The sequence below is a fragment of the Klebsiella sp. RHBSTW-00484 genome (assembly GCF_013705725.1).
GTDB lineage: Bacteria > Pseudomonadota > Gammaproteobacteria > Enterobacterales > Enterobacteriaceae > Klebsiella.
In genome coordinates this window covers 1,394,567-1,419,317 of record NZ_CP055481.1, presented here as the reverse complement: position 1 = coordinate 1,419,317, position 24,751 = coordinate 1,394,567, and the positions used below count along the sequence as shown (strand labels likewise).

At 38.7% G+C, this 24,751-nt stretch carries 20 protein-coding genes and 1 pseudogene; 9 read left to right on the top strand and 12 right to left on the bottom strand.

All coding sequences use genetic code 11. The annotated features are described in order from the left end of the window. Window positions 1-3: 3 nt before the first annotated feature. The 3 genes and pseudogenes from HV213_RS06830 to HV213_RS06820 all read right to left on the bottom strand — a co-directional run bounded on the left by HV213_RS06830 (window position 4) and on the right by HV213_RS06820 (window position 3,727). A pseudogene (locus HV213_RS06830) lies at window positions 4-2,478 on the bottom strand (fimbria/pilus outer membrane usher protein). A gap of 75 nt (window positions 2,479-2,553) precedes the next feature. After that, window positions 2,554-3,108, bottom strand: a complete 555-nt coding sequence (locus HV213_RS06825; RefSeq protein ID WP_142513222.1) for a fimbrial protein — start codon at window positions 3,106-3,108, stop codon at window positions 2,554-2,556. A gap of 79 nt (window positions 3,109-3,187) precedes the next feature. Next, the gene (locus HV213_RS06820; protein ID WP_181485128.1) at window positions 3,188-3,727 is read right to left on the bottom strand and encodes a fimbrial protein; all 540 of its coding nucleotides are present in this window, start codon (window positions 3,725-3,727) and stop codon (window positions 3,188-3,190) included. A 937-nt stretch (window positions 3,728-4,664) separates the two neighbouring features. On the opposite strand from HV213_RS06820, the gene HV213_RS06815 reads away from it, so the two are divergent. The 6 genes from HV213_RS06815 (at window position 4,665) to HV213_RS06790 (ending at window position 9,017) form a co-directional block, all read left to right on the top strand. Beyond that, on the top strand, window positions 4,665-6,008 hold the full coding sequence (locus HV213_RS06815; RefSeq protein WP_060617471.1) for an HNH endonuclease: 1,344 nt from the start codon (window positions 4,665-4,667) through the stop codon (window positions 6,006-6,008). 209 nt (window positions 6,009-6,217) lie between these two features. After that, window positions 6,218-6,610 (top strand): hypothetical protein, encoded by a 393-nt coding sequence (locus HV213_RS06810; protein WP_060617472.1) that lies wholly within the window; start codon window positions 6,218-6,220, stop codon window positions 6,608-6,610. A gap of 8 nt (window positions 6,611-6,618) precedes the next feature. Next, window positions 6,619-7,782 (top strand): relaxase/mobilization nuclease domain-containing protein, encoded by a 1,164-nt coding sequence (locus tag HV213_RS06805; RefSeq protein ID WP_181485127.1) that lies wholly within the window; start codon window positions 6,619-6,621, stop codon window positions 7,780-7,782. A gap of 252 nt (window positions 7,783-8,034) precedes the next feature. After that, window positions 8,035-8,313: a hypothetical protein gene (locus HV213_RS06800; protein ID WP_060617474.1), complete on the top strand. Its 279-nt coding sequence runs from the start codon at window positions 8,035-8,037 to the stop codon at window positions 8,311-8,313. Window positions 8,314-8,342: 29 nt separating this feature from the next. Then, entirely contained in the window at window positions 8,343-8,729 is a 387-nt protein-coding gene (locus tag HV213_RS06795; protein ID WP_001547654.1) for a hypothetical protein, read from the top strand. A gap of 24 nt (window positions 8,730-8,753) precedes the next feature. Further along, on the top strand, window positions 8,754-9,017 hold the full coding sequence (locus HV213_RS06790) for a hypothetical protein (RefSeq protein ID WP_001514484.1): 264 nt from the start codon (window positions 8,754-8,756) through the stop codon (window positions 9,015-9,017). Between the two features lie 40 nt (window positions 9,018-9,057). On the opposite strand, the gene HV213_RS06785 is transcribed toward HV213_RS06790, so the two are convergent. The 5 genes from HV213_RS06785 to HV213_RS06765 form a co-directional block, all read right to left on the bottom strand. Next, a complete protein-coding gene (locus HV213_RS06785; RefSeq protein WP_060617475.1) occupies window positions 9,058-9,486 on the bottom strand; it encodes a hypothetical protein in 429 nt (142 codons plus the stop codon). Between the two features lie 101 nt (window positions 9,487-9,587). Beyond that, a complete protein-coding gene (locus HV213_RS06780; RefSeq protein ID WP_060617476.1) occupies window positions 9,588-9,971 on the bottom strand; it encodes a hypothetical protein in 384 nt (127 codons plus the stop codon). Continuing rightward, a complete protein-coding gene (locus HV213_RS06775) occupies window positions 9,964-11,610 on the bottom strand; it encodes a hypothetical protein (protein WP_063249548.1) in 1,647 nt (548 codons plus the stop codon). Before HV213_RS06775 ends, HV213_RS06780 begins: the two co-directional genes overlap by 8 nt. Next, entirely contained in the window at window positions 11,597-12,967 is a 1,371-nt protein-coding gene (locus tag HV213_RS06770; protein ID WP_060617478.1) for a site-specific integrase, read from the bottom strand. Before HV213_RS06770 ends, HV213_RS06775 begins: the two co-directional genes overlap by 14 nt. Beyond that, window positions 12,909-14,201, bottom strand: coding sequence for a tyrosine-type recombinase/integrase (locus HV213_RS06765; protein WP_174260720.1), 1,293 nt, complete (start codon window positions 14,199-14,201; stop codon window positions 12,909-12,911). Before HV213_RS06765 ends, HV213_RS06770 begins: the two co-directional genes overlap by 59 nt. A gap of 345 nt (window positions 14,202-14,546) precedes the next feature. Between HV213_RS06765 and HV213_RS06760 the strand changes: the two genes are divergently transcribed. Further along, complete coding sequence (locus HV213_RS06760; protein ID WP_060617479.1) at window positions 14,547-15,122, top strand: hypothetical protein; 576 nt, start codon at window positions 14,547-14,549, stop codon at window positions 15,120-15,122. Window positions 15,123-15,156: 34 nt separating this feature from the next. Here HV213_RS06760 and HV213_RS06755 read toward each other — a convergent pair whose 3' ends face one another. Genes HV213_RS06755 through HV213_RS06745 form a run of 3 tightly spaced genes read right to left on the bottom strand, consistent with a single transcriptional unit; the run spans window position 15,157 to window position 19,630 of the window. After that, window positions 15,157-17,004 (bottom strand): UvrD-helicase domain-containing protein, encoded by a 1,848-nt coding sequence (locus HV213_RS06755; RefSeq protein WP_063249553.1) that lies wholly within the window; start codon window positions 17,002-17,004, stop codon window positions 15,157-15,159. After that, a complete protein-coding gene (locus tag HV213_RS06750) occupies window positions 17,004-18,983 on the bottom strand; it encodes an ATP-dependent nuclease (RefSeq protein ID WP_060617481.1) in 1,980 nt (659 codons plus the stop codon). The genes HV213_RS06755 and HV213_RS06750 overlap by 1 nt, the downstream gene beginning before the upstream one ends. 2 nt (window positions 18,984-18,985) lie before the next feature. Further along, window positions 18,986-19,630, bottom strand: coding sequence for a hypothetical protein (locus HV213_RS06745; protein ID WP_060617482.1), 645 nt, complete (start codon window positions 19,628-19,630; stop codon window positions 18,986-18,988). 370 nt (window positions 19,631-20,000) lie between these two features. On the opposite strand from HV213_RS06745, the gene HV213_RS06740 reads away from it, so the two are divergent. Beyond that, on the top strand, window positions 20,001-20,507 hold the full coding sequence (locus HV213_RS06740; protein ID WP_063249555.1) for a type III toxin-antitoxin system ToxN/AbiQ family toxin: 507 nt from the start codon (window positions 20,001-20,003) through the stop codon (window positions 20,505-20,507). Between the two features lie 63 nt (window positions 20,508-20,570). On the opposite strand, the gene HV213_RS06735 is transcribed toward HV213_RS06740, so the two are convergent. Further along, the gene (locus HV213_RS06735) at window positions 20,571-22,034 is read right to left on the bottom strand and encodes a tyrosine-type recombinase/integrase (RefSeq protein ID WP_060617536.1); all 1,464 of its coding nucleotides are present in this window, start codon (window positions 22,032-22,034) and stop codon (window positions 20,571-20,573) included. Window positions 22,035-22,180: 146 nt separating this feature from the next. Between HV213_RS06735 and mutS the strand changes: the two genes are divergently transcribed. Beyond that, complete coding sequence (mutS, locus tag HV213_RS06730; protein ID WP_181485126.1) at window positions 22,181-24,748, top strand: DNA mismatch repair protein MutS; 2,568 nt, start codon at window positions 22,181-22,183, stop codon at window positions 24,746-24,748. The last annotated feature ends 3 nt before the right edge of the window (window positions 24,749-24,751 follow it).

Genomic DNA, 24,751 nt, shown 5'->3' with positions numbered 1-24,751 from the left:
CTGTCATTTACACGGCAATAGCGCGGTTGTCGAACGACGCTCTATAGATGGCGGAATGGTTATCTGACACTGCTTTTTCCCGCTCCACATCACGCTTAGCGCCTCTTGTGGGTTCACGCCCGCCAGCCATCCCTGTCCGCCTTCCATAATCATCGACACGCTAACGCCATCGCCGTTAATAACCTCGGCGCCAAACGGAGGATAGGTACCGTCAGCCAGGCGAATAATGCCCATCATCTTCTCGCCCTTCGCCATGCCAAAGGTCTGATAGCCGATAGCGCCTTCGGTCAGCGTGGCGGTGCTGATGGCTTTTGCCGGTTCAATCGATTCCGACATCGCATCGACATCAACCCGGGTATCAAAGCTGTTGTAGCTCACGATGTCCGGAATAACGGCAATACCGAAATTGTTAGTTCTTGATTTCCCGTCATTTAGCGGGACGTCGCCGATGCCGTTGGTATTCACCATCACGCGAGCGGTGTTGAGCGTCGCGCCGCTGTTGTGGATCGCCGCGCCATGTCGGGTGGCGGTAAAGCCGCCGCGCAGAGTGCTGCTCAGAGAGATATAGTGATCCTGCTGATAGCTGGCGTTGCTGTTGATTTCGGCATACTGCGAGCGGCGCTGATAATAGCCGTCGACGTTGGCATAACCGCTCTAGCTCGCCCCTGCACGCAGTCGCCACAGGTTGTTGTAGTCGCTGCTATCGGTATATGAGAGCATCGGGCTGGTTTTGCCGTTATTGGTCTGCACGTCCAGACCACTCCATTTGCTATCGCCAACCGGAACAGAAAGCGAAATAGCGATCGAGTCGTCTTTACGTCCTTCATAATCAGAACGATATGCTGAAATATTGGTGGTGATCCCGCGAATATTACCGACGTTAAACGAGCGCCCTAAAGAGATGCCGTAGCGATCCTGACTGCTGCGATTCCAGTAATTCTGGTGGGTATAGGTCAGGAATACAGTGGTCGCCTTGCCCGGCTCATCGGCCCAGAACGTTTTATTCCCGGTAATGGTATAAACTTCTTTTTCGCGACCAAGGCTGTCATATCCCTCATAACGCTCGTTGAGATATTGCGAGAAAGAGCGGAAATCTTCCTGAGAAAAGCGATATCCGGCGAAGGTAATTGAACTGTTATATTCGTCAAAGGTTTTCGCATAGCTCAGCTTAAATGAGGTGCCTTTAAGTCGTTTCTTATTCGACTGCTGACTATAAGATTCTGTGGCATCCAGCGAGAGCGCGCCAAGAACGCTTAAATCACGACCAATACCAGCGGAAACCGCAGTATATTCAGCCCCCGCGCTTTGTAGCCCACCATATAGCGACCAGGCGTTGCTTATCCCCCAGGAGAAGTCGCCAGAAGCGAATCCCGGTCCCTGAATTTTATGGCTGTAGCGGGATGGCGCACCGATCGCCACGTTGTAGCGCACATAGCCCGGACGCGTGAGATAAGGAATATTGGCGGTGTTGACCTGGAAAGTGGAGATTGAACCATCCTGCTCTTCAACCTGTACATCCAGCGTACCGCGCACAGAACTACGTAAGTCCTGGATATTAAACGGCCCGGCAGGGACCGTGGTTTCATAAATAATGCGCCCGCTCTGCTTCACCGTCACTTTGGCGTTAGTCTTGGCCAGACCGCGAATTTCTGGCGCATAACCTTGCAAGTTCGGCGGCAATTGGCGCTCATCGCTGGCGAGATTAAGCCCGGTAAAACGTACGGTGTCGAAGACCTGAGAATCGAGGTAGATCTCCCCTGCCGTCAATTTTGCCGCCAGCATCGGCAGCGGACGATAGGCGTAGACCTGATTCATGTCGAAATCGAACTGGTGCGTCGAGCTGTAATAGCTGGTCTGATATTCACCACGCAAACGCCAGCCACCGAGGTTGACCCCGGTCTGACCATAGCCGCTCAAGGTGCTGTAATCTTCGTGCATATCAAGCTGGCGGGTATATTGCCCGGTCAGGCTGTAGTCGAGCAGAAACCCACCAATTCCCTGGTCCCAGCGCTCTGGTGGCACCCAGTTTGGATCATTGTATTTCATCCATGCCTGCGGGACGGTGATGTCCAGCACCCCGGCATAGTTACTCAACGTGGCGCCAGGAAGACTCAGCAGGTCATAGCAATCCGCAAACGGCTGTGCAACCTTCTGTTGTGCTTCCTCTTTCAACGCTAATCTTGAGAGAATTTCGCCGTTAATACAGGCTTGGGTATGTTTCTCGTCTTTGGAGGCCAGATAACGAACTTTTTGCTGCCCCACTGCCTGGCCATTAATTTTAATGTCTAAGAGATATTCGCCTGGAGGAACATAGTTATCGGTAGCAAAACGGGTTAAATCAATATTGCCGCGGTCGGCGGCATCCAGTACGTCGGTATTGAATTCTACATCCGAGGAAGCGCAAGCCATAGAAGTGCAGCAGAAGAAAAGTATCTGAGAGAGGATTACGTTTATTTTTATTTTTTGTTCTGCTGACATGACTATTCATCCCGAATCATTCAGTAAAATATCGTGCGCGACAAACAAGCTAAAACAAGAATAACTGGCTTGTTTCTAGTTATAATCCATAAAGAAACGAGTGACGGCGTAGAAATCCCCTGCCTTAATATGTTGCTGAACCGGAACCAGTGAAGCGGTGAATTTCAGCGTATTATTCTCATCACTCAAAAGATATCCCGAAGAGGGTTCCCCAAAGGTTAAAACCTCTCCATGGCGATCGCGAATCTGTATACCAAACCCTTTTCCTTCGCCATCAGGTATTAATACCGTAGAATCTTGCGAAGAGGCGTTTCCTGTAAAGGTAATCGTGGCAAAAGCGCCTGGACTTGACTGATTATCACTGCCGAAAGACTCGCAGCCGATTAAGCGCACCAGAAAAGGCCGGGTAAGCTTGCCCTCTTGATCCATATTAATATCGCGAGCGGATATATTGCCAAAATCCACCCATAGCTCTCGCGAGTCAGGATCAATATCACATGCGGCGGCAACCAGCTCGCCTGAAAGCTCCAGCTTTCCTGGGGTAAAATTAGTACTCAAAGCATGTCCGGAAAAGAGCAATACAGATACGAATAACCCTATCAGTCTCTTTTTCTCTGTATCCTTTACCATACTCAGAATTCCATATTATCTGGTATATAGCCAAATATCGCGGGGAGAAATCTCCCCGCGAACGATAACTCAAAATCGATTATTGATAATCGATAGTGAAATTGATCGTTGACTGGAATGCACCAGCGGTCACGGTAGTTGTAGAACCGGTTGCTGCTGCTTCTGCTTTCAGGAAGGCCACGAAAGGAATGGTGTTAGTTCCATCAACCAGAGTTACCGGAGTCGTCTGCGCGCCCCAGGTAACAGTCTGGCTAGCGCTGTCTTTCAGGCCGATACCCGCACCAGATGCGGAACCAGAAGTGAATGCTGCCAGAGTAGGATCGTTCGGGTTAACCGAAGTCGGGGTGTAGGAAACAACGGCACTGCTGGCAATGGTGGTATCGCAGTACTGCAGTTCGATGTTTTTGGTTTCAGTTGCCTGACCACCGCCTTGCAGCAGGGAAACAGGAACCTGACCAAAATCAACGGTTACCGGGCTGGACGACGGGGCTAAGCCGCAAGCGGTATTGACCAGCTCACCCTGAAGTTCAATCTGACCGTTAGTTGTATCAGCCAGAGCAGACATAGAACCGAGAGCAGCAGTTAATGCCACAGCCATAGCAACTTTATTCAGTTTCATAGAAAATTCCTGCGTTATAAATTTTTATCCTAAAAAGTAAAGAGCGATAAAGTCGTGGTATTATATTTGCCCAACGACCTGCAGCCCTCCGCATCACCGTAAAATCCGTTTTAATAATTAAATCGCCACTATTTAAGATTTAATTAAAGCCAGATCCCCTGGTCGACAAAAGATTATCAAATCATTTTCCATGTAAAAAGTAATACATTGAACAGGCAATTAAAAAAACATTTAACCTCGCGAACATTGTTAGCCCAGAAAATTAACTCGCAGAGCATTGAGATACATCCTAAAAACAAATTACGAAAGGTTATTAATAGATTAAAAACTATAAAAAATGGCCGTTGAATAATTGTAAATTATATTACATTTAATTAACATTAAAATAAATTCAATCCATGTCATGATAGAAAATAGCTAAACATATTGAAGAAACAATATGTTTCATGGCGTTTCTGGGACAGATAGCAGACATCGAACAAAGCTCGCCGCTATGCTGCCATAAGCACGCAATTCCCCATCTTTAACTTCACTATGCCACCCACTCTGGCCCCACCTCTTCCTTCTTGTTTTCCTGACATTCAGACTCCGTTATCATGCTGCCTATGTACAGATGAAAAGAAATGCAGAGTTTCACAGGAACCAATGAGGCGGAGTGCGACGTAATGAGAACAATAAACTCCGCTAACTCATTAAAACTTAAGAAAATGGACATCATAAACTGATGAGTACACTAGAGAACCTTGACGCCCATACCCCTATGATGCAGCAGTATAATTTCAATACTGTAACTAATTGATAATTAACTAAATAACTTTATTTTATGCAATTAAATATACACCCAGCATACTTAAAAAAGACTATTGACTTCAATTATCTTGGCTTATCATGAACTGAGATACATGACACTACATTTATTAAGAAAAGGATCGCTATAATGTATCAAATACAAATTAGAATTTGGTTCAACTTCATATCAAAGAATAAGCATCATATGTTAGGGATAATGTCTGATTCATATGATTTTTTTCTTTCAATGAGTGAAATAACTTTTGCTTTAGACCCAAAATATGAATTCGATAAAGATATAGGATGTGTGTTGTCGTTAATAAAAAACACCAAAGAGCTTAGATTTAGAATTAACCAATACATTAATAAATATAAAAACAAATCTCCAAATCTGAACCGATTAAACACTTTTATTAATACCCTTGAGGAAAATGAAAATTTTTATCTATTACCAGTGATAGAAAATGTTAATCAGACCCAATTAATTAAATTACAAACATCTCTTTCATTAGTCCATCTTGATAAATTAAGTAAAGATGCCTATATTGAAAGTTTTAATTCTAATTTTAGTGGCTTTATAGATCAATATTCTATGAATGGGATTGACCCGAAGGAATTAAAAGGAAAGAAAAAGATTGGCGAAGGATTCAAAGCTAACAGAGTATGTCGATTTTGTAATAATAAAAACGAGAAGCCCACAACATTTTCAAAAGAAGCTCATGCAATTTCAGAGTCTCTTGGCAATAAAAAAATAATTCTCAATGAAGAGTGTGATCTTTGCAATGAATATTTCGACCAGAACATTGAAAGAGATATAGATACATACTTAAAATTATACTCATCATTTTTTAGAGTGAAAAACAAAGACAACAAGGTTTCTAAAATAAAAGGGAAAAACTTTTCCTTTGAATATATTAATAGAACTATTGATGGGCATGACCGCCATGTCGATTTCGTTTTGGCACATACACCAACCAATCCAGAAAATTGTAATTCTGATTCAGAACCACCTAAAAATGTAGATTTATGTTTCCATCAAAAAATTCGCAAACAAAATATTTATAAATCACTCGTGAAGTTTTCTTTAAGTGTCATTCATGACAGGAAAGACTTAAGTGAATTCAATAAAACTATAGAATGGATAAAATCACCTACTAAATTTTATGAAAAACTTCCTAAAATAGCCATATTAAAAAACTACCAATTTTATTGCACAGAACCAGCCTTAATTGTTTATATTTCTAAAAACAAAAAACAAGGTCTTCCTTATGCCGTAGGGGAATTTCATTATACATTTCTAACTTATATCTTCATAATACCTTTATTTAAAAGCGATGAAGTTGAATTTAGTCAACAAAAAAATTTTGATAACTTCATTAAGTTCTTCCCACAATTCAAAAGAATGGATGAGTGGGGTTTTGAAGACTTTAGTGATTACGAAGAAAAAGAGTTTGTACTAAATATGATATTATCTCAGCGAAATGAGGATTAAATAATATAATCTGTAAATAATATAATCTGCAAGGTATGACTAAGAGAAGCTCCGCTTCTCTTAGTCCCTTGTTTTTCGCCCTTCGGTTGAAAAAGAAAGTCTAAGTCTTACCTAACTCATTGACATAAATTGCATTTCTATTATAACTGTATTAGAGGTGTGCAAGGATTGCTCGCCGTCATCGAATACACATATGAAAAGGAGTTTCTATGAGTAATACAATAACCTTATCCTATACAAATGATTTTAAGCCAATCAACAATCATATCCCCCCTGCTCAATCGTTGCGAATACACTGTGTCAGTGTTCGATTCAATCAAGCCGAATTAGAGCTTCTGAATGCTAATCGTGGAAACAAAAGCAAAGGTGAATGGCTTCGTTTAACTTCCCTTGATAAACTTCCTGCCATTGTTCCCGAAATAAATATTGAAGCATGGAAATCATTGTCTGATATATCACAAAAGCTAAACAGGTTAATCATTCATCTCGATACAAAAAGTAGCAATAGTGAATTAACTAAAACAGAGATCTTCGCTGTAAAGAAACAGATCAAAGAACTTCGTTTGTGCCTGACAGCTTCTGTTTGTCATTCGGATAAGTAGGTATTCCTATGAAGGGAATGCAACGGATAAAAAGACACAAGAACTTTATCAATGTCGTGAAGTATGTGTTGAAATCAGCTTCTCACCATAGAGAAGCTCCCAGTATCATAGGTGGCAACATGACAGGTGATTGTGCCAATGAACTGATAGCTGAGTTTGATACGGCCAGTAGGCTCAGAACCGACATTGCAAAACCTGCATGGCATAACTCGCTTCGCCTTCCTAAAGGTGAAGAGCTTACAAACGAACAATGGAAGCTGATAGCTGACGATTACATGGATCAAATGGGGTTCAGTGACACTCATCTTCGTTGTTATGTATTACACGACGACAGTATGGGTCAGCACATACACATCATTGCTAATAGAGTCGATGCCGTGTCTGGTAAAGTTCATCTTGGTCGGCATGAGAGTTTAGTCAGTGGCCGAATAATTCAGGAACTTGAAATCGCTCATGGCCTTACTCAAACCCCAGCAGTAAGAGTACAACCGAAACAAACAAAGCGTAAGCTTTCACGTAATGAAGAGATGCTTTCTCAACGGACAGGCTTGCCCTGCCCCAAGAAATCCCTGCAACAGATCATTGATAAATGTTTGAAGGATAAACCCAATCTAGAAACTTTTATCAAAAGAATCAGAGAAGCTCAGGTTGCATGGACGGCGAATGTCTCAAAAACAGGAAAGATGAATGGATTCTCGTTCGAATATCAAAACATCGCATTTAAAGCCTCCCAGCTTGGGAAGATGTATTCATGGGCGAATCTTCAAAAGATCCTCAACTACGAACCTGAACGCGACAACCCACTTCTACTAAATGCCAAGTCAGTTGCTCCTGTTCCTGTTCCTGTTCCTGTTCCTGTTCCTGTTCCTGTTCCTGTTCCTGCAACAGTTTTAAAAACCACTGAGAGAAAGGAAAGTATCAGTGAAAAACTTGCTGAACTCGAACTGCAACTCAGAGAAGGCAAACGAAACGAGATTGTAGAAAAGATTCTTCAAAAGAATGCAGTACAACAGCAAAAGCATCACAGACTCAGTAGATGGGTTCCTTTATTACAACGGCTCATAGAGCTTCTCAGAAGTTATGGGAAGAGCATCCTTCATAAGACTCCTACAAACTTCTTAGAAGTCTATTCAGCACATCATCTTAAACCTGCAAGAAAAATTCATTTATAAACAGTCAATTACAAATTAATTCTGTAAACGCACTTTGCCTTCTAGTGAACAATTTGTGTTTAGTCAAGAAAATATTGATCGTTATTACAGATCGATATTGAGAGTATGATAGTCTATACCTATCACTACTTAGACATCGATCGGTACAAGTGATTTTACTAAAGATAATTATTCATCGAGAATCCCTGAAAAGAGCCTGATGATTTTTAAGCAATAGCAGTATCAGGAACCGATTGTAAAAATGGAGTTAATATGAAAAACGAAACAATTAAGTGCCCGTTCTGCTTTCAGGAGAGTCCGTTTGGTGTCCTTGTCTGCACCGGTTGTCATTCAACCATCAAATATGGAGCCGTTTCAGCTTGGTTAGCTTTACTAATAGGAATTGTGCTGTTAGCGATTGCTTTCTTCATATTCGCTATCAGTCAAAGTTTTATATTAACTGTCGTTATCTATTTTGCATCAGCAATTTCTTTGAGATTTTATTTACGTAAGAAATTTGCACACAGAGCCGTTTTCACACATAAAAGCTAACCTTGGTTAAATATAATAAGGATCATTAAATGAAAAAAATTATTGTTACATCCTTTTTTATTGCAATATGCTTAATTACCGGTTGCTCAACATCAGGGAACCAAAAGATTAAAAATGAAACTGCTCAAAGTCTACAATCAAAAATAATTAAAAACAAAACAACTAAGGCAGAGCTACTTGCTCAACTTGGTGAGCCTGACACTAGAACGACTCTTGACGATGGCAACGAGCAATGGAGATATTTCATGTATAACAATCAGTTCAATGCCTCGACTTTTATCCCTGTTGTCGGTTTGCTAACGGGCGGTTCCCAGACTCAGTCTAGAACTCTCGAAATCGACTTCAATGGAGAAACCGTAAGCAAATGGACATTCTCTACTGATAATAACAATACAAAATCTGGCATTCTCCAGTAAAATACTTAATCAGGAACAAGTCTAATGAAAATATCTTCGGTTCTTGCTGTTATTATTTCTGCTTTTGTTCTTACTGCATGTAGCAGTGAGCCTTCCCAAGATGATATTTTTAAAGCTATGCGAAAATGGACTGGAAGCTATCTGACTTCAGTAAAAAAAGTAGATTGCACAAAAGAATCTGATATAAGCTATAAGTGCAATATAATTATGGATATGAGCGGAACAAAGCAAGCTGGAACAGTTAAATTAATAAAATCAGATGATGGCTGGCAAGTAGGAAGTTATTAATAAAGTAAATTAGTAAAATGAAGCTCCCTTTCGGGAGCTTTTATAATCTAACATTTTTTACTCTAACAACTTCATGGGTTAGTTCTTTCTCTATTGCTTTTATCTCATATTGAGTTTTAAAGGTTGTATAGATTTCTTCTGCTTTTTCTTGATTATTATCTATATAATTAACAAGAGAGTTTAGTTCTCTAAGAACAGCTTCTTTATTGTTTAATCGCTGTAACAGATTACTTGTAAGGCATTTATATACTGAACTAAACATCGTCATGATGTTGTCTATGTTTCGGTTAGAACGGGTGTAGATCTGTCTGGGATAAAAATATTTCAAATGGTACCCAACAAATATCAAATACAACTGGTGAGAAAAACTTTTATCATGTGGCTGATATCGTTTTGATATGTATTTATCTATGATGACAACAAGCTGTTCTTCAAGTGTCACGACTGAATTAAAATTTTTTTTGTCCATAAAATTGCATCCTTGCAAAATTTGATTTTGTCTTCCTGACAATATATATAGTTACCACACATTTAAAAAATATCAATAGACAAAACCTATTAATATTAAAATTATTTTTTGTTTTGGGAAAAAATTTGATCTTCTCTAAGACCTTTGCTGTATGCGACCATCTGAAGGTCTCTAACCATAACAAGAAGTCTATTATTCTCATTTAGTAATCTCGCATTTTCTTTTTCTAATTTATTTATTTTATTCGAAGCATAGGCAAGACTTTGAGCACTTTTAATATGCTTAACAGTTTCACCTTTAATTCTCTTTTTCTGCTGATATGCATAAGCTATTACTGTATGTCTTGAAAGAGCCTGTCTCGTTGGTTTTTTACCGAAATGTTCCTCTACGGAATCACAAAGACTAACCCAGGTTAAATCGCCTTCCCAGCCATTTATTTTATCGAGAACGAATTCAATATCTTCCTTGTTAAACTTTTTACTCATTATGTTCTCCTCTAAGATAATAACTAACAATATGATTTATAACTCTACCAACTTCTTGAATTTCTCTTTCAACATAGTTTGCTTTCTGTGAATTATATTGGCTTCTGTATAAATTGTTTTTTTCTTCAAGTGTTTTTAAATGGTCTTTAAGTTTGCAAATGATTTCTTCCTTACTTCCTCCACCTAACTCCGAAATCATTTCATCAGCAAACAATACTCTTCGCTCGTTTTGTCTCAACTCCTCCCAAGTTCGATTGTCATACACATTATTTTGTTCGACATTTTTCCTCCCTGACCAAAAAGCTATTTCTATATCAGAAAGCATAGCTCTTTGAGCAAGAGTATTTAAAAGGTGTCTTGGCTGATGACTACTAAAAACCTCTTTCATACCATTAGGATGTAATGCCTTGTGCCGTTGAAAAAAATTTAAAGTAGTCTCCTTTTCTGACCTTTTTTTAAAGTCAGAATAAAATATCTTATCACTTGTGGGCAAGATACAGAATAAATCGACTCCTTTCTTCAAATGTAATTGGTCTTTATTTAGGAGTAATAATCTATTACTAAGTTTTATCGCTTTTGAAAATGTATCCCAGGGTTTAGTTTTATCATTATAATTAAAAACTTCATTCCAAAATTCCTTTGCACTAAGGACCCCACTCTCAACCCGCATTAAAATATTTTTGGTTTTAGCATTGAAGCACTTCTTACTATCTATATTTAAAAGTTCATACAACTTTTCATGAAAATATCTTCCATTCTCTTCAGTATCTAAACTATTATAGAACTCCAACTCCCCTTTTTCTCGTATGCTTGCTATACACCTTGCCATCCTGGATAATACCTTTAATCTTTGAATGGATAACTTTGCTATTGAGTGCATATTCCTTGGAACCCACTTTATACTTTCTCCATAGCCTTTTGCACTATGATAACGAATGCCATAGGTTCCTTTCCCCTCTTTATCTTTCCCTTCTACTTCACAATCAACCTCAAGGCTCAATACCTCAGATATTCGTGTTGGAGCACAAAGAAGCAGTGCAATGATAGATGTAGTAAATATATCTCTTTGACTTTTATCATTAGAACTAAAAACCCTACCAACAAGATCTATCACTTTATCTTCTGGTAATTTATTTTTAACTCTATTTTGTTCTGGAATATCCCTGATAGCTTTATTTCTATTTTTTCTCACTCTGGAGTTAAACTTACTAAGCTTTGGATTCACTATATTATTGATAGCCAATACATCTAAAATATTCTTTAATGCTTTCTCAATAGCCCCTGCCCGATCATTTGAGAATTTCTTTTCACCTTGAAGTATTATATCGTTAATAATGTCTGGGTTAATATTGACAATGTGTGGCTCTATTTTCATATTAATAAATGAATATTCCATTATCTTTATTGTCGCCAAATAAAGCAAAGATTTGCCCACATTAGGGAAGCATTCTCTATATATAATAACTTTGGATAATTGTTGAAAATGTTCTCCCATTTCGTTGTATCTTTTTATGTGATTGTTATTTTTAAATGAAACCCCTTTACCCCATGACAAATCATCCCAATTTATAATATTTTCTTTTTTTGCCTGTGTCTTTACTTCATTAGCTAAGACTTCATAATTCTTATAATAACTCATTATTCATGCCCTCCCAGTTGAGCAATTCAACTATTTTATTTATTTTGCATTCTAAGATTGAGGAAAAATCCGTTAAAATTTCAAACTCTGCTTGCTTCGTATAACCTGCTATTAATTCTTTAGTAAGCTCTTTTATGATTATCAAATCGTCAACCAATCCAAGTGTAATGTCGTCACTTTTTTTTGAAAATGAAGCGATATAAGGACTTACTGAATCATTTATCGCCTGATCAATTCTGAATGAAAACTCTTCATTGTTTTTTGCATACGATAATACTGATTTCAAATTGCTATGATCTAAAGCTTTTGCTATCGTTCCTAATCCATAACCTTTAAGTGCAAGCCTTGTGGCTAATGTAACCCTAAGTTGACGAGAGTTAATTTTTTTATTTTTATCTTTACTTACTCTCTTGCAAACGGCCTGAACCCTACGGGTTATTCTCTTAGAGCTCATATGCAAATTGAAGAAATTATTTTCATATAATTCATCAAGCTTGTAAGTTGAATTAAAAAAATAAGGATCAATAAATAGGGGTAAATTGTTTAATTCCTCTTCAGTTAATATATCTCCTACCTCACTCTGCACAAAAACTTTAACTACTGATTTTAGTTCTGATAGTGAATTGAACAAATTATCCCCTATACGCAATTCTGAAAATTCTGTTCTGAAACTATCTCCTTGCTTTAATCTGGGTATGTTTAAATAATTACCATTTTTTTTAACATAGAGATCTTTCCTTTTTAATTGGGCTATCTGCATTGGTCTTCTACCTGAATATATCATTAGCATGACTAAAAGGTAGTCATTCATAGTCATACTTCCTTCCTTGTATTCCTTTGTCATACACCCGATTAGATTCTTCAATTCATACTCTGATAATGGTCTTAACGACTCTTTTCGCTCAATGTAGGCAGTTGTCTTGTTGGGCTTAGTTACTTTCCATTTGGAAATCAAATCCAGCATTTCTTGATCTAAGAATTCATTATTTAGTTCATAAAGTTTTATTAAAAAGTACTTTAAACTTTCAACATGTGTATAACTTATTTTGTAATACGCATTGTAAAATCTATTTAGTAAACCATAATCAAATTTGTCCAACTTCCCTTGATTAAAAACAACAAGTTTCTTTATAGAAAAGAAAAACTTCCTTGCATAAGCTGAACTAAAATTAACAGCAGTATATGCAAGTGTTTCTTTTATAGATGCTAATAAGTTAGCATTAATGTTGCTTTCGAAATATGAGAAATTTAATTTAACATCTTTGCTCAGAAACCAAACACTGTCATTTAAACTAAAATTATTTCTGCTGTCTTTTGCTTTTAACACCAAGTAATTTTCTAACATTAATGCTTTCATCTATTTCTCCTTCAATTTTATTTATGATTTCATTATTTACTAAGTCTGCCTCTTCAAAAGCTTTTAAAGTTTCTTCGCTAATATAACGATTGTTGTAAATCAAAGCCGTTTTGGAGTTCATTTTCCACCCCATTCTTACACATCTGATTCTATCTAATTGGGTCAATCTGTATTGATCAGTGACCCCTATGTATTTCAAACTGTAAATATAATTCCATGTATGCCGTAGACAATGCCCTGTGAAATTTTGAAAAGATACTCCATTGAATTCAATTCTACTTATTTGCTTAATTACCTTATGATATGCACTTATTGATAGAGGAAACCCTTCCGTAGGACCAGATTTTTGAGTAATAAATAAGTAATTATGATTTAAGCTTTTCGAATAGAAAGACCTATCATTGTCTATATATGAAGAGATTTGCATAGACAATTTTTTGCTAATATTTAATTCTCGTTCAAATGTTTTAACAAGTGGTTGAAAAACCCTTGGATCTGCTGGGTCATTCACTCTTTTACAAACTTTAAGATATCTTTTCTCCTTGTTAAAATCAGAAATTTTCAAGTTCAATAGCTCACCCCCTCGCATTCCAGTTTCCTGAAGAATGAGGATTATGAGTTGATTTCTTTTACGGCAACTGATATCAACAAATGGATTGTATTGGCTTTCAGGTTCTAAACATTGCAATAGAATGTCTAAGCTCTCTTTTTCTAATGACTTAAAATCATTATTCAAATAGAGTTGAGAGTTTAATTTAGGTTTATGTTTACGAAAAAGTAAATTAACACTTTTTAATATAATGTTTGTCTCATATATTGTAGTGCTAAAATATGATTCATAAATCCAAGAAATGTAGGAACTAATTACTGTCAATCTATAATGAAGATTTTCTTGATTGATCTTTTTATACTCTTTTATATCTATAACTTTTTGTTTTTTATTTTTAACTCTAAGTTGTTCTGACAATGAATAGATTTCAGTAAAGCTAAGGAAGGTCTTAGATCTAATTCTTTCGATAAGATTTATATTTGATTCTATCAGATAATTTTCAAAAGCAATCAAAGTGTAAGCATTTCTCAATACAGTATTGAATGACTTATTCTTTTGCTTATATAGCAAACTAAGATATATATTTTGATAATACAATGGCAAACCGTTTTTTGAATCCAAAATCATACAAAATCTGTTTCCATCACTCGCCATTATTTTCTTTACTGAATATCTCTTATTCATTATTACCCCATAATTTATTTTTTATTTATAGGTAACATAATTTTTTAGCAAGTTACAAATTTATTTTCCATTATTTCTAACAACCTTATTAATTGCGGCTCCAATAACGAATCGGCCATATATTCACCTTAAGGTGAATATATAACCCCCTATATTTACCTTAGTTAGTAACTTGTTGATTTAAAATAAATAATCGGAAAGTGTAATTTGTTTTGTAATGTACAAATAAGAAATTAGTAAATATTGAAATGTACGGTTTACGAAAACTTAACCAACTGTGTTAAAGGCAACTTTATGATGATAAAATTACTCATCTAACGATCTATATTATATGAGTAATGTTTCATGGGACGAAAAATTTCTGCATTTTTAAAGATAATAGGAGTTACTGGTTCTTTATGCGGGATCATTGCGACAGCATTCGCAATCTATGCGCATTACAACCCGACCTCCCCTTCTACTCAGAGATACGACAGTATTGTAGGAAGCTGGCTATCTGATTACTCTTACACAGTAAAAGGTAATACCGTTAGGGTTAATGGAAAAACGACCTTCTTCTCTAATGGAAAATACAACTTTCATGGCAGTATCTCTATTGACTCTTATGCTCCAGGTGACCATATATTCATAGACTATCTTTCTGACGGTGCTGGTGATTGGCAACTATATGATAATGAGTTAATTACATCATTAAATAGCTTAAAAACAAAACCCATAAAGCTGGTTTTAAATAACAAAGATCTTGATCCGCTGAAAATAGAGGTGATAAACAATAAAAAGTTACCAACTATTGAGGAGAGTATGGCAGGTGGGAAAAACCAATCCTATAAAATAATAAAATCTTCAAAAAGCCAGTTAACATTGGAAGTTATTAACGAAATCGGAAGCAATTTTAATTTAAATATGCAAAAAGCAAAATAAAAAATGATGGCGATCTGAAATCGCCATCATCTATTCAACCTGGATAGCTCTCAGCCTCGATACCACAATAAGTTAGCATATCGGTTATCAGCGGTATTCTATTAAAGTCTTGTCTGGAGACATTACCAAAATTATCCCTCCTTAGTTTACAACGAGTCATGAACACTTCATCAATAGCTCTTGAAAACCCTACAAAAACTGTTTTTTGATTTTCTATCTGTCCTTCTTCATCACCAAAGTAAGCATCCGGTTCAAGTCCTACTATAACGACCTTTTTAAATTCTAAACCTTTACTTTTATGGATAGTCATAAATGGTACAGTTTTATTTCCACTCAACATATCTATAGCATTTGACATGTTATTTTTTATATCTAATGCTTCGAGATATTTAGATAGAGTATTAATATTATGCTCTAAGCCATTACCATTCATATATTGCGGAAAATAAGATTTTAACTCAGGGATACCAAATATTGTTAGTAAGCCCTTTAAATAATCAACAACATCACTTTTAACTTCCTTATTAGCCTTGATGAAGTTACTTAACTCTTTTTCTAAACGAGTAACATCACCTCTTTTACTTACACCTCTAATGTTGCACAAAAGATCCATTGTAGAAGCCCAGCCTTCTATAGACTTTCTATTACAAACAAACATTAGAAGCTGTAAAACTAATTGTACTATTGCTTCGTTTAATAATTCTTGGTATTCATTTTCAATACGGCATTTGACACCAGACTTGTCTAACTCTGAGATTATTTTTTGAGAGTACTGTCCGGCCACACTTTTGGATAAAATGCAGATATCCCTTTGTTCAATACCTTCATCAATCCATTTTTTAATAAGTGAAACAATATAAGATGCCTCTTGGTCAACTTCCTCAAACTGCATTAACCTGGCTAAACCTTCTCCCTTATAAAAAGTGATTTCTGTCTTATTTTCAGTTTTATTCATGAAGGATTCCATCAATCTTTGATAACTTATCAAATTTTTTAATGACCTTCTATTGCTTATCAATTCATTATTGTCACCAACTTCAAAATCTTTTTTGAAGACATCAAAAGCATTAGGCAATGCCCCTGCCCACCCCATTATTCTTTGTTTTGTATCACCAACGGCTGTTATTTTTATAGCTCGATCAAAGAAAATACTTTTAAATATCTCATATTGCTTAGATGTAGTGTCTTGAAACTCATCAATGAAGGCATATTCATATGTTGAATTAATGGCATTTGATAGGAAACTATTTTTCTTTATAATTCTATTAGCAAGATAATTTATCATTTTGAATGAAATTCTTGACTTATCTTTCAATAAATGAGTCCATACAAAATATCTTATCCTTCCATTAATTGTATGCCTTTCTTCTTGTTTATAAGGAATTACAATGTATTTTTCTTCAAAATTTGAATGCTTTATTTTATTCAATTCAAATGATGTCAACCCCTCAAAACCTAATGCCTCTCTTTTTATTTCTGCTATAACTTCTTTTTTATTAAGAGAAATAATTTCATAATCGTCTGAAGGACGATAAAACCTCGGAAGAGTACCTTTAAATCTATCTACAATACTTTTACAGAAAGCATCAAATGTCGTGGATTCAAACTTATTCCTAAATTTTAAATCAAGCCGTGAGTTGACTCGATCTTGTAGGTTTTTTGCCGCATCTTTTTTGAAAGATAGTGCGATGATTTTTTTCTTACTACATTTTCCCGTTTCAATTAAAAAACATGCTTTTTGAGCCAATAATTCAGTTTTACCTGAACCGGGACCTGCAAGAACGAGATTATGCTCTGTACTATTCCGTATCACTTTCATTGCTTCATCTTCGACTTCTTGGATATCCTTTAATACCCAATCTCCATCTTTAATAGTTGGCATTAAAGTAACCCCCTCACTGTTTCGATAAGTTCATCAAGTATTTCAGGGCTATTATCTCTTAATTTACCGTCTTCCAGCTTTGATAATACATAATTATGTGATAATGGCTTACCTCTACCCAAAAATAAATATCGGTACCAAAAATACTTATCATGATCATCAAAATCATCAATTTCAATATCACTTACTTCTTTTTTCAATACTGAAGCAATTGCGGCTCTAACTTTGTCGTTATATTCAGGGTCATCATCCTTAGGTAATTTTGGCCCACCTTTTTTTGGAACAAAAGTCTTATAATCCTCATAGAATTCATTAAGCATTAGCCAATCTAAATCGTAGGGGTATGAAAAATATACATTATACTCTTTTAGACGATTCATCCATGCAATTTCATTATCCTTGTCTTCTCCCCATGTATGCATTTTTTCAAGTTCTTTATCACTTAAAACACCAGTTTTTATTATTAATAATTTATTCTTATCCTTACCAACGGAAACAAGTTGCTTTAATGCATATTTAATTCTTCCCCAGCCTCCACCACCTCTTCTATGGTCATAATCAAGAAGTGTCACATGAGGGATTGAAAGCTCATCCAAAAGTTTCCAGAAATGGTTAACATATCGCCCACCTAATGGCGCAAATGTTATCAATGAAGTGTCAAGCTCTATACCGTTTACTTGAGCTATTTTAGGTATTACTATTTCTTCGCTATCACCTTCACCAAGTATTACAACTTTTGCAAAATAAATTTCTGGATATGCCTTCACTGCTTCTTTTACATAAGTGAAAGTATCAACATTGTCTCCATCGTCTTCATCTTCGCTTGGTAATAATATTGGTTTGACAACAGTATTTTTATTATCATGTAGCCGAAAATACCTTATATTTTCTGGTTCTACTCTATTGAGTAATGAAGGTGCGTGTGTTGTTAAAACAACCTGTGCTCGATCATTCTCAGATATATCTTCACATAGTTTAACTATTCTTCCTAAATATTGGGGTGAAAGATGATTTTCTGGTTCTTCGATTAATATTATCGTTAAATTTGGAGGATCTAATGCTTCTACTGATATCGATAATTCATTTTCTCCTGAATTTATGATCTCATCTTCAATATCAAATGCAGATTTGACTAACGAAAGATAAAACAATGACTTCATACCATCACTTAATCTTTCAGTTGGTAATGGTTGAGTCACCGGAGTAGGCATAAAAACAGTATCTATATGCTTTAATACATCTTCTATTCCATTCATTACTGGCTGAATTTTAAGCTGTTCAAAATACCCTCCGCTAAAAAGAGTTTTCCAATTTCTGCTCAATGAAGATGTTATTGTCTGAACCCCAATTTCTTCTTGGAACTGGTTTCCGATTGATTCTGCAACCTCATCAACCGTTGAACTCATCTGTTCAGACCATTCAACTGCATTTATCAAACGGTGCATGATGGTTCCGGCTGTTTGCTTCAGTTGTTGAGCAGGATCGCGATAAGCAGGGACATAATGAACATGGATTTTTGATCTTTCATATGCTGTAATATTTTTTTCATATTTTCCTATTTCCCATACTAAATCACTATCTATATCCCCTTCTGCAAGATTAGTTTTTGTCCATTTAGCTTTTAATTTTGCTATACAGTATGGGATCTGGTCTGCTTCATTTGAGACCAAATGCTTAAAGAAATCAGCGACTGAATCGTCCTCACCATCTTGCAGATCTGCAAATTCAAATTTCACACGAACTGATAATTCTCTTTCATCTTGAGTATCGATTTCATCTCCAGGAGGAACATAAAAATCATCAACTTGAACAATTCTATCGGAGCTTTTGACACCAAACATCCTTGTCAATGCGAGGAGAACAGCAGTTTTACCTGTTCCATTCCCTCCAATTAAGCTGGTGAATGAATTTATATTTATAGTTTGCCCTACATTATCAAAGCTCTTAAAGCCTTTGATCTCCATTTGTGTAATTTTCATTATCACCTCAATTGCTGTTTTAAAAAATTATAATCACTAATTATTTCTGCATTTGTAATGATTTCTTGTGAGCACAACTTAAAACAATCTAAAAAAATATTTTTATTATCGTTATATTCCCAATGTTTTTTCAAAGCTTCTTCAATTGAAATCCAAATAACTTGCAAGTCGTTATTGGATATTTCGATTTTTAAAACTGTTTCTTCCACACAGAGTATATGCCCTAAGATAACATCATCGTATATCTCAGTATCTGAATCTCTAACTCCTAACCTTTTTATTTTCCTTTTTTGGATGATTTTATTTTTAACAATAAAAGGATGTTCTTCCGTAAAATCGCTCAGTGAAGTGAAAGCAAGTCCTCGAACTTGTGCCGCTTGCATACTATTTTTAACTTTATGATTATTTCTCCATATTCTTAGATCTCCTAAAAGATAATTTATTCGTTGGTTACGAGCCTTACTATCTTCGGCTTGATACTGTATGTATTCAGGCCCTCCACCATTTTGTCTGTAACGAGCTAGTGTTTTAACGCTTACACCAAGGTACACAGCAGCCAAGTCAACATTGAGCACTGAGTCATCAGGAAGATCGCCAAAGAGTTTCCAGACCTCTGACAATTCTCTTAAAATCTCCACCGAAATCATATTTAATCCTTTTAAAACATATAGTTAAAAGACGCACCTCGATAATGGTTATGTGCAAAGCGGTTATGCCTTAACATTATACAGCGAATAACGTAAAGACAACATCTCACAAGCCAATAACAGTTTGACATGATGACAGTAATGTAGTAGTATCATTTTAAGCCGATAAGATACGGCTTTAAAATTGGAGATTCGCTACCATCAAGTGCGAACCATAAAATTGGAGATTCGCTACCATCAAGTGCGAACCATAAAATTGGAGATTCGCTACCATCAAGTGCGAACCATAAAATTGGAGATTCGCTGCCATCAAGTGCGAACCATTTCTTGCCCTACTTTTGTGGGGCATTTTTACATCTGGAGTAACCTATTGAAACTTGAATTTTTCACTGTAAGTGATACTTATATTCAATTTTTAAAAAAAATTGACAGTAAAACTCCAAATAACTATGCGATGGGTAAACCTTTTGTTGGTGTTCTTTTTTCCATTGGTGAAATAAATTACATAGCACCTTTGACTTCTGCCAAAGACAAACACAAATCAATAAAAAATAGTAACCCTGCAGCCTTCAAAATATATGATGAGTCTGATACGTCAGTTGAGCCAAAATTAATATCCGTTGTACAGTTAAACAACATGATTCCTGTGAATAACATTGTTATAAATAAATTTGACATTTCGATTTATGATTCCAAATATCAATCATTAATAAATAAAGAAATTAATTACATCCGTACACACAGCACTCTGTTAATTAATAAAGCAAATACGTTATATGACATTGTTATAAATAAAAAGGTTCCCGCCTTAGTAAATATTTCATGTAATTTTAAAGACTTAGAGCATGGACTAAGTAGCTATATACCCCCAGCCTAATAGGAAAATATTGATGTATTAGTGTGAAACAATACCTTCCTCTTACTATTTTTTTTCGAAAACTCAAACGTCTACATTTAAGAATGGTGGATATTTTGCTGATGCTAAAAGTGCATTATACAATTTAGGTGCAGTGATAAGCATATGCAACTCAATCCGTTGTAATGCCTCATAGATTCGTTCTTCATCGGGAACAGCATATCGTTCTGTCGGGTCGGTAGTATTACGGTGATTGAGCAGTCTCTTAACGACAGCATAAGAAGTAAGCTCTTCTGCAATCCTGCCGAAAGTTCGTCGCAGGTCATGCATACCAAGTTTTGTAATACCAGCTTCCTGGCACAAGTATTCTCGCAAGCTTTTACTGTCAGAGTAATGCCCGACTTTGCTTCTTTTGGATCGGGCTGGGAAAACCCACTTCAGTCTTTCTGAACGAGTTTCTGTTTCCTGAACAATGTCTCTTCTATCTTCCAAAATTCTTTTGACGGCATCACAAATCGGAAGCTCGTGATCGTTTCGATTTTTCGTGTCGTAAAAACGGATAGTTCTGTTACTCAGGTCAACATAACTTGTCGTTTTAGCTTCTTCACTTGTTAAAGCTTCTCTCCAACATAAAGAAGCGGTTTCTTCTTTCCTAGCACCTAACAGGACTGTCAGTAGCAGATAGTCACACCCTAACCGATTGAAGCTTCTTTTATTGTGCAATGCATTCAAGAACCGACCAAGTGTGTCTTTTGGCGAAAGCGGATTTCTGACACCTTTCGCTTTGTAGCTGTCTTCAAGCTCAGAACGAGTCCTGAACTTCTTCTGAACTTTCAAGATAGAGAATGGATTGTAGGACAAGGAGGGTTGTCGTTGCTGGGTCTGTGCATTACTTGCTTCAATCTCGATGGCATGTCTGACAGCAACATTGGCCCATCTAAAAGTTTGCTCGGCTGCTGTCCTGGCTCTGCTGGCAATCTCATCAAACTTACGAAGAATTTCATTACCAGTTAAATCCTTCACTCGAAGTCCTGACCATTCAGAAAGCCTGTTTTCTGCTTTGTTCAGGACATTAAGTGTGTTGGGTTTAGCTGGTTTAGACCTGCCAAGAAGGTGTTGACGATATTGAGCAAACACTTCACTGATAGTGAGCTCAGAAGCATCGGACTCCCGTTTTATCTTGTTAGGGTTCCTTTTGGTCAACTTCATCGTTTCAACGAACTTGCGAGCAGTCTCGCGTGCCTGATCAATGCTGGCGAAATCTGAGACATTACCAATGGTAGATCTGATAACTTGTTTCGGAGCTTTGCCCCCTGTCTCCGGTCGATTGTCTGCTGACGACACTCTTCGTTGAATGATATAGGTTTTTTTGGTCGCACTGATTTTGACACCAAAACCAACGGGTGAATCCCTGTGGTTGTCAGTGATAAGATACGGCTTTCGTTCAGGATTGGGTAAGTAGACAACTCGCCCTTGCTGGTCGAGATCTGGTTTCACGTCGATAGATAACTTATTGATTATAATCGACTGAGTAAGTGTCATTTTCATAAATGTATACCAGCAATTCAGAGTGTATACCCGATACTAACCGGTATACTACTGGTATACAAATTTATCGATTTACATGGGTTTAAAGCGGTTTCACATAGGGCCACTTGAGTACTCAGCAGACTTAAAAAACGAGTAAAATCAATATGAATGAGTCTATTGACAAGGATTTATCAGACCATACGCCCATGATGCAGCAGTATCTCAAGCTGAAAGCCCAGCACCCGGAGATCCTGCTGTTTTACCGGATGGGGGACTTTTACGAGCTGTTCTATGATGATGCTAAACGCGCATCACAACTGCTTGATATCTCGCTGACCAAACGCGGAGCGTCGGCGGGCGAGCCGATCCCGATGGCCGGGATCCCGCACCACGCGGTGGAAAACTATCTCGCCAAGCTGGTTAATCAGGGCGAATCAGTCGCCATTTGCGAACAGATTGGCGACCCGGCCACCACCAAAGGGCCGGTCGAGCGTAAAGTGGTGCGCATTGTTACGCCCGGCACCATCAGCGATGAAGCGCTATTGCAGGAGCGTCAGGATAACCTGCTGGCCGCTATCTGGCAGGACAGCAAAGGCTTTGGTTATGCCACGCTGGATATCAGCTCCGGGCGTTTTCGCCTGAGTGAACCGGCTGACCGGGAAACCATGGCGGCAGAACTTCAGCGCACCAATCCCGCCGAACTGCTGTACGCTGAAGACTTCGCCGAATCCTCACTGATCGAAGGCCGCCGCGGTCTACGCCGCCGCCCGCTGTGGGAGTTTGAAATCGACACTGCGCGCCAGCAGCTCAATATGCAATTCGGCACCCGCGATCTCATCGGCTTTGGTGTGGAAAATGCGCCACGCGGACTGTGTGCTGCTGGCTGTTTGCTGCAATATGTCAAAGATACCCAACGTACCTCGCTGCCGCATATCCGCTCCATCACCATGGAGCGCCAGCAGGACAGCATCATTATGGATGCCGCCACTCGCCGTAATCTGGAGATCACCCAGAACCTGGCCGGCGGCATTGATAACACGCTAGCCGCGGTGCTCGACTGCACCGTCACCCCAATGGGCAGCCGTATGCTTAAGCGCTGGCTGCATATGCCAGCGCGTGATACCGATGTGCTGGTAGAACGCCAACAGACCATCGGCGCGCTGCAGGAACGTTACACTGAACTGCAGCCGATACTGCGCCAGGTTGGCGATCTCGAACGTATTCTGGCGCGTCTGGCCCTGCGCACCGCCCGTCCGCGCGACTTAGCACGTATGCGCCACGCGTTCCAACAACTGCCGGAACTACGCGCTATGCTGGCCGATGTTGACTGCGCACCGGTGCAACAGCTACGTGAGAAGATGGGCGAGTTTACCGAACTGCGCGAACTGCTGGAGCGGGCGATTATCGATGCTCCGCCGGTGCTGGTTCGCGACGGCGGCGTTATCGCTCCCGGCTACCATGAAGAACTCGACGAGTGGCGGGCGCTGGCTGATGGCGCGACGGACTACCTCGACAAGCTGGAGATCCGCGAACGCGAGCGCCTGGGGCTGGATACGCTGAAAGTAGGCTACAACGCCATTCACGGCTATTACATCCAGATCAGCCGCGGTCAGAGCCAGCATGCGCCAATTCACTACGTCCGTCGTCAAACCCTCAAGAACGCCGAGCGCTACATTATTCCTGAGCTGAAGGAGTATGAAGACAAGGTACTGACGTCGAAAGGGAAAGCCCTGGCGCTGGAAAAACAGCTGTACGATCAATTATTCGATATGCTGCTGCCGCATCTTGGCGACCTGCAACAGAGCGCCAGCGCGCTGGCGGAGCTTGATGTGCTGGTTAACCTTGCCGAGCGCGCGGAAACCCTCAACTACTGTCGCCCAACCTTTAGCGATAAACCGGGTATTCGTATCAGCGAAGGCCGCCACCCGGTGGTTGAACAAGTACTGAAAGAGCCGTTTATCGCTAACCCGCTAAACCTGACGCCACAGCGCCGAATGTTAATTATCACCGGTCCAAACATGGGCGGTAAAAGTACCTATATGCGCCAGACTGCGCTGATTGCGTTGCTGGCCTACATTGGCAGCTACGTCCCGGCGCAAAAAGTCGAGATTGGCCCTATCGACCGTATCTTCACCCGCGTTGGCGCGGCGGATGACCTTGCCAGCGGTCGCTCGACCTTTATGGTGGAAATGACCGAAACCGCCAATATTTTGCATAACGCCACCGAGCACAGCCTGGTGCTGATGGATGAAATTGGCCGCGGTACTTCAACCTACGATGGCCTGTCGCTGGCGTGGGCCTGTGCGGAAAATCTGGCGAATAAAATTAAAGCGTTGACCCTGTTCGCTACCCACTACTTCGAGCTGACCCAACTGCCGGAGAAAATGGAAGGCGTCGCCAACGTCCACCTTGATGCACTGGAGCACGGCGATACCATCGCCTTTATGCACAGCGTACAGGATGGTGCGGCCAGCAAGAGCTACGGTCTGGCCGTCGCAGCGCTGGCTGGAGTGCCGAAAGAGGTGATTAAGCGCGCCCGCCAGAAGCTGCGCGAGCTGGAAAGCATTGCCCCGAGTACCGCCGCTACTCAAGTAGATGGTACGCAGATGTCGCTGCTTTCCGCTCCGGAAGAAGCTTCGCCTGCGGTTGAGGCGCTGGAAAATCTCGACCCGGACTCACTGACCCCACGTCAGGCTCTGGAGTGGATTTATAGACTAAAAAGTCTGGTGTAGTTG

Excerpts from the sequence above, each read along its gene's own strand:
- HV213_RS06825 (WP_142513222.1), bottom strand. The coding sequence starts at position 3,108 with ATGGTAAAGGATACAGAGAAAAAGAGACTGATAGGGTTATTCGTATCT.
- HV213_RS06820 (WP_181485128.1), bottom strand. The coding sequence starts at position 3,727 with ATGAAACTGAATAAAGTTGCTATGGCTGTGGCATTAACTGCTGCTCTC.
- HV213_RS06815 (WP_060617471.1), top strand. The coding sequence starts at position 4,665 with ATGTATCAAATACAAATTAGAATTTGGTTCAACTTCATATCAAAGAAT.
- HV213_RS06810 (WP_060617472.1), top strand. The coding sequence starts at position 6,218 with ATGAGTAATACAATAACCTTATCCTATACAAATGATTTTAAGCCAATC.
- HV213_RS06805 (WP_181485127.1), top strand. The coding sequence starts at position 6,619 with ATGAAGGGAATGCAACGGATAAAAAGACACAAGAACTTTATCAATGTC.
- HV213_RS06800 (WP_060617474.1), top strand. The coding sequence starts at position 8,035 with ATGAAAAACGAAACAATTAAGTGCCCGTTCTGCTTTCAGGAGAGTCCG.
- HV213_RS06795 (WP_001547654.1), top strand. The coding sequence starts at position 8,343 with ATGAAAAAAATTATTGTTACATCCTTTTTTATTGCAATATGCTTAATT.
- HV213_RS06790 (WP_001514484.1), top strand. The coding sequence starts at position 8,754 with ATGAAAATATCTTCGGTTCTTGCTGTTATTATTTCTGCTTTTGTTCTT.
- HV213_RS06785 (WP_060617475.1), bottom strand. The coding sequence starts at position 9,486 with ATGGACAAAAAAAATTTTAATTCAGTCGTGACACTTGAAGAACAGCTT.
- HV213_RS06780 (WP_060617476.1), bottom strand. The coding sequence starts at position 9,971 with ATGAGTAAAAAGTTTAACAAGGAAGATATTGAATTCGTTCTCGATAAA.
- HV213_RS06775 (WP_063249548.1), bottom strand. The coding sequence starts at position 11,610 with ATGAGTTATTATAAGAATTATGAAGTCTTAGCTAATGAAGTAAAGACA.
- HV213_RS06770 (WP_060617478.1), bottom strand. The coding sequence starts at position 12,967 with ATGAAAGCATTAATGTTAGAAAATTACTTGGTGTTAAAAGCAAAAGAC.
- HV213_RS06765 (WP_174260720.1), bottom strand. The coding sequence starts at position 14,201 with ATGAATAAGAGATATTCAGTAAAGAAAATAATGGCGAGTGATGGAAAC.
- HV213_RS06760 (WP_060617479.1), top strand. The coding sequence starts at position 14,547 with ATGGGACGAAAAATTTCTGCATTTTTAAAGATAATAGGAGTTACTGGT.
- HV213_RS06755 (WP_063249553.1), bottom strand. The coding sequence starts at position 17,004 with ATGCCAACTATTAAAGATGGAGATTGGGTATTAAAGGATATCCAAGAA.
- HV213_RS06750 (WP_060617481.1), bottom strand. The coding sequence starts at position 18,983 with ATGAAAATTACACAAATGGAGATCAAAGGCTTTAAGAGCTTTGATAAT.
- HV213_RS06745 (WP_060617482.1), bottom strand. The coding sequence starts at position 19,630 with ATGATTTCGGTGGAGATTTTAAGAGAATTGTCAGAGGTCTGGAAACTC.
- HV213_RS06735 (WP_060617536.1), bottom strand. The coding sequence starts at position 22,034 with ATGAAAATGACACTTACTCAGTCGATTATAATCAATAAGTTATCTATC.
- mutS (WP_181485126.1), top strand. The coding sequence starts at position 22,181 with ATGAATGAGTCTATTGACAAGGATTTATCAGACCATACGCCCATGATG.